At 62.9% G+C, this 6,000-nt stretch carries 5 protein-coding genes; all 5 read left to right on the top strand.

What is annotated here, in order from left to right:
- Positions 1–843: 843 nt before the first annotated feature.
- The 5 genes from ACFFU4_RS16155 (at position 844) to ACFFU4_RS16135 (ending at position 5,925) form a co-directional block, all read left to right on the top strand.
- A complete protein-coding gene (locus ACFFU4_RS16155; RefSeq protein WP_377070866.1) occupies positions 844–2,040 on the top strand; it encodes an ABC transporter substrate-binding protein in 1,197 nt (398 codons plus the stop codon).
- Positions 2,041–2,132: 92 nt separating this feature from the next.
- A complete protein-coding gene (locus ACFFU4_RS16150) occupies positions 2,133–2,915 on the top strand; it encodes an ABC transporter ATP-binding protein (protein ID WP_377070864.1) in 783 nt (260 codons plus the stop codon).
- Entirely contained in the window at positions 2,912–3,619 is a 708-nt protein-coding gene (locus ACFFU4_RS16145; RefSeq protein WP_377070862.1) for an ABC transporter ATP-binding protein, read from the top strand. The genes ACFFU4_RS16150 and ACFFU4_RS16145 overlap by 4 nt, the downstream gene beginning before the upstream one ends.
- A complete protein-coding gene (locus tag ACFFU4_RS16140; RefSeq protein WP_377070860.1) occupies positions 3,620–4,630 on the top strand; it encodes a branched-chain amino acid ABC transporter permease in 1,011 nt (336 codons plus the stop codon).
- On the top strand, positions 4,627–5,925 hold the full coding sequence (locus ACFFU4_RS16135; RefSeq protein ID WP_377070859.1) for a branched-chain amino acid ABC transporter permease: 1,299 nt from the start codon (positions 4,627–4,629) through the stop codon (positions 5,923–5,925). The genes ACFFU4_RS16140 and ACFFU4_RS16135 overlap by 4 nt, the downstream gene beginning before the upstream one ends.
- The last annotated feature ends 75 nt before the right edge of the window (positions 5,926–6,000 follow it).

Raw genomic sequence — 6,000 nt, 5'->3', positions numbered from 1 at the left:
CGATCAGCAGGTGCAAAGAGTAGCTTGATTTACGCCAGATCCTGTCCAAGAGACGGGGAGTAGCTCAGACATTCGAACCGGCAATGTGACGCACATAAAATCAATAACCTAGACGCCAGAGAAGGTTGGGTTTCAGGCCCATCCCCTCCGCCACTTGCCCTTGCGAAAATGTTCTCCCGATCTGGCTGCGACCGGATTGTTCCGTTGTTGTCGGGGGTTGTGCGGGAGGGGCTGGGCACTAGCCCCTGCGCCAAAAGGCCCGGAAAGGGTCTCTCCGGGCCAGTTTTCTCCGGACCTGATGACTGCACTGATTTGGTGAAGAGCTTGTAGCTTGCTGAAATTATTATTCTTTTCAATCCGGAAACCTGAACACTTTGATGCCAGTGGCTCTCGCAGAGATGGAACGTAAATCGAACGTTCGCCATTTCTCGTGCGCTTACTGCTGCAGGTCAGTCTCCCCACGCAGAATCGCCCCGTGTCGCGATACCAGCCGTTCGCCGCGGCCCGCACAAACGACCGGGTTGCGGACAAACCGCTCTGATGCTGGCGCAGCAACTCTTTTGGCCCTTTGTCCCACCCGCCCCTTGCACTTGCAGCATGGCGATTGCGGCATTGCGGCAAACTTCGCCGAACCGGTCGTTCAAGCGCCCACCTGACCCCTGAATTTGATCCGGCCATTCGACGAGCCGTCAATGAACTGGCCCGCCCCCACCGGTCGCAGAGCTTATACATGACGACGATCCACGTGTAGCCCCTGACATAACGATGGGTGGAAACATCAGTTTTGATATGTATAGTCTATTCAACGACCAACAGACGTTTAACCAAAGGGGAGGTCTAGAAATGAGAAAATTGTCTGCCACACTTATGTCGGTCGCGGTATCGGCGGCGCTCGCGACGGGCGCCTCGGCGCAGGACCAGGTCAAGATCGGCATGATGCAGGGCTTCACCGGCCCGACCGAATCGCTGGTGAAGCCGATGGCGCTGGGCGGCGAAATGGCAATCAAGGAGGTGTCGGACAGTGGCATCTTCCTCGGTGGCCGCGAGGTCGTCACAGTCCGAGGCGACAGCACCTGCATCGACGCCGCCGCCGCCACGGCCGCGGCCGAGCGGCTGGTGTCGTCCGAGGGCGTCCACGGCATCAACGGGGCGACCTGCTCGGGTGCTACCACGGCAGTGCTCAATAACGTCGTGCGCGCGAATGGCATCGTCATGATCTCGCCGTCGGCAACTTCGCCGGCGCTGTCGACGATCGAAGACGGCGGCTATTTCTTCCGCACGGCCCCGTCGGACGCGCGTCAGGGCCAGATCATCGCCGACATACTGGAGCGTCGCGGAATCGGTTCCGCCGCGCTGACCTACACAAACAACGACTACGGCAAGGGTCTCGCCGATGCGATCCAGGCGGCCTATGAAGCCACGGGCGGTGAAATCACCGCCGTCGCGGCGCACGAGGACGGCAAGGCCGACTACTCGGCCGAGATCGGCACGCTGGCGTCGGCCGGCGGCGAAGTGCTGATCGTGGCCGGCTACCTCGACCAGGGCGGCAAGGGCATGATCCAGGCGGCCCTCGATACCGGCGCCTTCAGCAAGTTCGTGCTGCCGGACGGCATGGTCGGCGAGGCGCTGACCGATCACTTCGGCGAGGCGCTGGACGGTTCCATCGGCACCAATCCGGGCACCGACAGTCCGGGCGCCTCGATGTTGGCCGAGTTGGCCGAGGGCAAGGACTTCAAGGGCGACGACCCCTATGTGCCGGAGGCCTACGACGCCTCGGCGATTATGCTGCTCGCCATGCAGGCCGCCGATTCGACCGACAGCGCCGTCTACAAGGACAAGGTGTTCGACGTCGCCAACGCCCCGGGCGAGAAGATCTTCCCGGGTGAGCTTGCCAAGGGCTTGAAGATCCTCGCCGACGGCGGAGAGATCGATTATGTCGGCGGCACCGCGCTGGAGTTGATCGAGCCGGGCGAATCCGCCGGCAGCTTCCGCGAGACGGAGGTCAAGGGCGGCACGTTCGAAACGGTGATGTACCACTGAGGCATCGCCGGGCGAAAGACCGGCCTCACGGGAACGGTTGGGGAGTCCGACCCCCAGCCGTTCCTTCCTTATCGGCAACCGGGAACGATTGAATGATAACGGTCGAAAACGTCGCCAAGAATTTCGGCGGCATCCGCGCGGTCGATGGCGTGTCGCTGTCGATCGAGAAAGGCTCGGTCACGGGACTGATCGGCCCCAACGGGGCCGGCAAGACGACGCTGTTCAACATCGTCGCGGGCGTCTTCCCGCCGTCTTCAGGCACGATCTATCTGGATGGCGAGGACGTGACCGGACTCGAGCCGCACGAGCTTTTCCACAAGGGCCTGTTGCGCACCTTCCAGATCGCGCATGAATTCTCGACGTTGACCGTGCTGGAGAACCTGTTGGTCGTCCCCGGCGATCAGCCGGGCGAGCAACTGCGCCAGAGCTGGTTCAATTTCGCCCGCGTCAGGGAAGTCGAGGCGCAGAATCGCGAGCGGGCGCTGGACGTGATCGAATTCCTCGAGATCGACCACCTGAAGGACGAGCTCGCCGGCAATCTCTCGGGCGGCCAGAAGAAGCTGCTGGAGCTGGGTCGCACCATGATGGTGGACGCCAAGATCGTCTTTCTCGACGAGGTCGGCGCCGGGGTGAACCGCACGCTTTTGAACACCATCGCAACCTCGATCCAGCGCCTCAACGAGGAGCGCGGCTACACCTTTTGCCTGATCGAGCACGACATGGATTTCATCGCGCGCCTGTGTGACCCCGTCATCGTCATGGCCGATGGCAAGCTCCTCACCCAAGGCACGATCGAGGAGGTCAAGAACAACGAAGAGGTCATCGAGGCCTATCTCGGCACGGGCCGCAAGCACGAGCGGAAGGCGCCAGCATGAGTTTCCTGAGCGCGACCGGCATGACCTGCGGATATGGCGGTGCCGACATCATTCACGATTGCACCATCACGGTGGAGCAAGGCGAGATCGCCGTTGTCGTCGGCCCGAACGGCGCCGGCAAGTCGACGGCGATGAAGGCCGTCTTCGGCATGCTCGACCTGCGTGAGGGCACGGTCACGCTGAACGGCAAGGACATCACCGGCCTCGCCCCGCAGGACCGGGTGCCGCAGGGGATGGCCTTCGTGCCGCAGAACCGTAACGTCTTCGTCTCGCTGACCGTGGAAGAGAATCTCGAAATGGGGGCCTTCATCCGCGAAGACACCGAGATCGAAGAGACGAAGGAGCAGGTCTTCGCGCTGTTCCCGATCCTGGCCGAGAAACGCAACCAGCCGGCGGGCGAGTTGTCCGGCGGGCAGCGCCAGCAGGTGGCCGTCGGTCGCGCGCTCATGACACGCCCGGACCTTCTGATGCTCGACGAGCCGACAGCGGGCGTCTCGCCAATCGTGATGGATGAGCTGTTCGACAAGATCCTGGAGATCGCCAGGACCGGCGTCGCCATCCTGATGGTCGAGCAGAACGCGCGCCAGGCGCTGGAGATCGCCGATCACGGCTTCGTCATGGTTCAGGGCCGCAACCGATTTACCGACACGGGCGAAGCGCTTCTTGCCAACGAAGAAGTGCGCCGGTCCTTTCTGGGGGGATGAATGGAGGTCCTTAACGCACTTGCACTGTTCGCCAATTTCGTGGTCGTTCCGGCGACGGCCTATGGCGCGCAGCTTGCATTGGGGGCGCTCGGCGTCACCATCATCTTCGGAATTTTGAAATTCGCCAACTTCTCGCATGGCGAGTTGATGTCGTTCGGCACCATGATCACGATCCTCGTGACATGGGGCCTTCAGGGCATGGGGGTGAGCATCGCGCCATTGCCCACGGCGCTGCTGGCCCTGCCGGTCGGCATATTGGCGGCCATTGGCGTGGCGCTGCTTACGGACCGCATGGTGTTTCGCTTCTACCGACGGCAGCGCTCCAACCCGATCGTCTTCGCCATCGTCTCGGTCGGTGTCATGTTCGTGCTGGCCGGGCTGATCCGCATCATCATCGGGCCGGCCGACCAGAGTTTCGCCGACGGCCAGCGCTTCATCATCGGTGCCTTCGAGTCGCGTGACCTGCTCGGCCTCGACGAGGGCATCGCCATCAAACAGACCCAGGTGATCACCGTCGTCGTCGCCCTCGTCGTCGTCACCTGGCTGTTCTGGTTCTTGCAGAAGACGCGCTCGGGCAAGGCGATGCGGGCCTATTCGGACGACGAGGATCTGGCGCTGCTGTGCGGCATCAATCCCGAGCGCGTGGTGATGATCGCGTGGATCATCGCCGCCTCGCTCGCGGCCATCGCCGGGACACTCTACGGCCTCGACAAGACCTACAAGCCGTTCATCTTCCTTCAGATCCTGCTGCCGATCTTCGCCGCGACCATTCTTGGCGGCATCGGTCAGCCGGTCGGCGCGATCCTTGGCGCCTTCATCGTCGCCTTTTCCGAGGTGATGGTGACCTACGCCTTTAAGAAATTCCTGGGCTATCTCGGTCCGGCCGAGTGGGCGCCGGATGGGCTCGTGCAACTCTTGTCGACGGATTACAAGTTCGCAGTCTCCTTCATCATACTGGTCGCAGTCCTGCTGATCCGGCCGACCGGCATCATCCGTGGGAAAGTGATATGACGCAGAGGGTTCTACTCCTTTACGGCCTCATGGGCCTGGTGCTGATCATGGTCGGCTTCTATCAGAGCTGGAACGTCGCCTTCGGAATCTTCAATCTTTGCGTCATCTCCGCGGTGATGGCACTCGGCGTCAACATGCAGTGGGGCTATGCAGGCCTCTTCAATGTCGGCGTCATGGGCTTCACGGCGCTGGGCGGGTTGACGGCGGTGCTGGTCTCCATGCCGCCGGTCACCGAGGCGTGGGCCGTTGCCGGCGGCGACCTCGCGCTGTCGCTCCTGAGTCTTGTCGCCACGGTGGCCGCCATCATCTTCGCGCGGCGCGCGGTGCCGCCAGCACTCAGGCTGCCAGTGACGCTGGTGCTGCTGGTGGCCGGCTATTTCGTCATCGGGTATTTCTTCCGCCCGGCGACCGACGCGATCGAGGCGATCAACCCCGCCCTGAGCGGCTATCTCGGTGGCGCCGGGCTGCCGGTGGTTCTGGCCTGGCCGATCGGCGGTCTGGTCGCGGCCGGGGCGGGCTGGTTCATCGGGCGCATCGCGCTGGGGCTGCGCGCCGACTACCTGGCGATCGCCACGCTGGGCATTGCCGAGATCATCATCGCCGTCATCAAGTACGAGGAATGGCTGTCACGCGGCGTGAAGAACGTCACCGGCATTCCGCGCCCCGTCCCCTACGAGGTCGATCTGGTCGAGAAAGACTGGTTCATCGGGCTGGCCAATGTCTTCGGCGCCGCAGATATCTCCGATGCCGCCAGCCTCTTCGTAAAGCTGTGCTATGCGGCGCTGTTCATCGCCGTGCTGGCGATCATCATGTGGTTCGCCGAACGCGCACTGCGCTCTCCCTGGGGACGAATGATGCGCGCCATCCGCGACAACCGCGACGCCGCCGCCGCCATGGGCAAGAACGTCAAGGCGCGTCATCTGCAGACGTTCGTGCTGGGGTGTTTCACCTGCGGCGTCGCGGGCGCGATGCTGACCACGCTCGAGGGTCAGCTCACGCCGACGAGCTATATCCCGCTGCGGTTCACCTTCCTGGTGTGGGTGATGGTGATCCTGGGCGGGTCAGGGAACAACTGGGGTGCCGTGCTGGGCGGGTTCATCATCTGGTTCCTCTGGGTTCAGGCCGAGCCATTCGGCAACTGGTTCATGGCGACGGTGACATGGCCACTGGGCGAAGACTCCGACCTGGCGCAGCACCTTGTCGGCGGGGCGGCATATATGCGCTACCTGATGATGGGAACGATCCTGCTTGTCGTCATGAGGTTCGCGCCAAAGGGTTTGATACCCGAACGGTAACCTCGGATCGCCGGCCGGCTGTTTTGCATGGCTGTCCCGAGCCCGCGTCTCGCCGGGAAGCACGTTCAGGGCGCC

Origin of the sequence: Roseovarius ramblicola, from assembly GCF_042430665.1 — a bacterium.
Classification (GTDB): Bacteria; Pseudomonadota; Alphaproteobacteria; order Rhodobacterales; family Rhodobacteraceae; genus Roseovarius; species Roseovarius ramblicola.
Note: the sequence above shows the minus strand (reverse complement) of the source record. Positions and strands in the feature narration are given on the sequence as shown.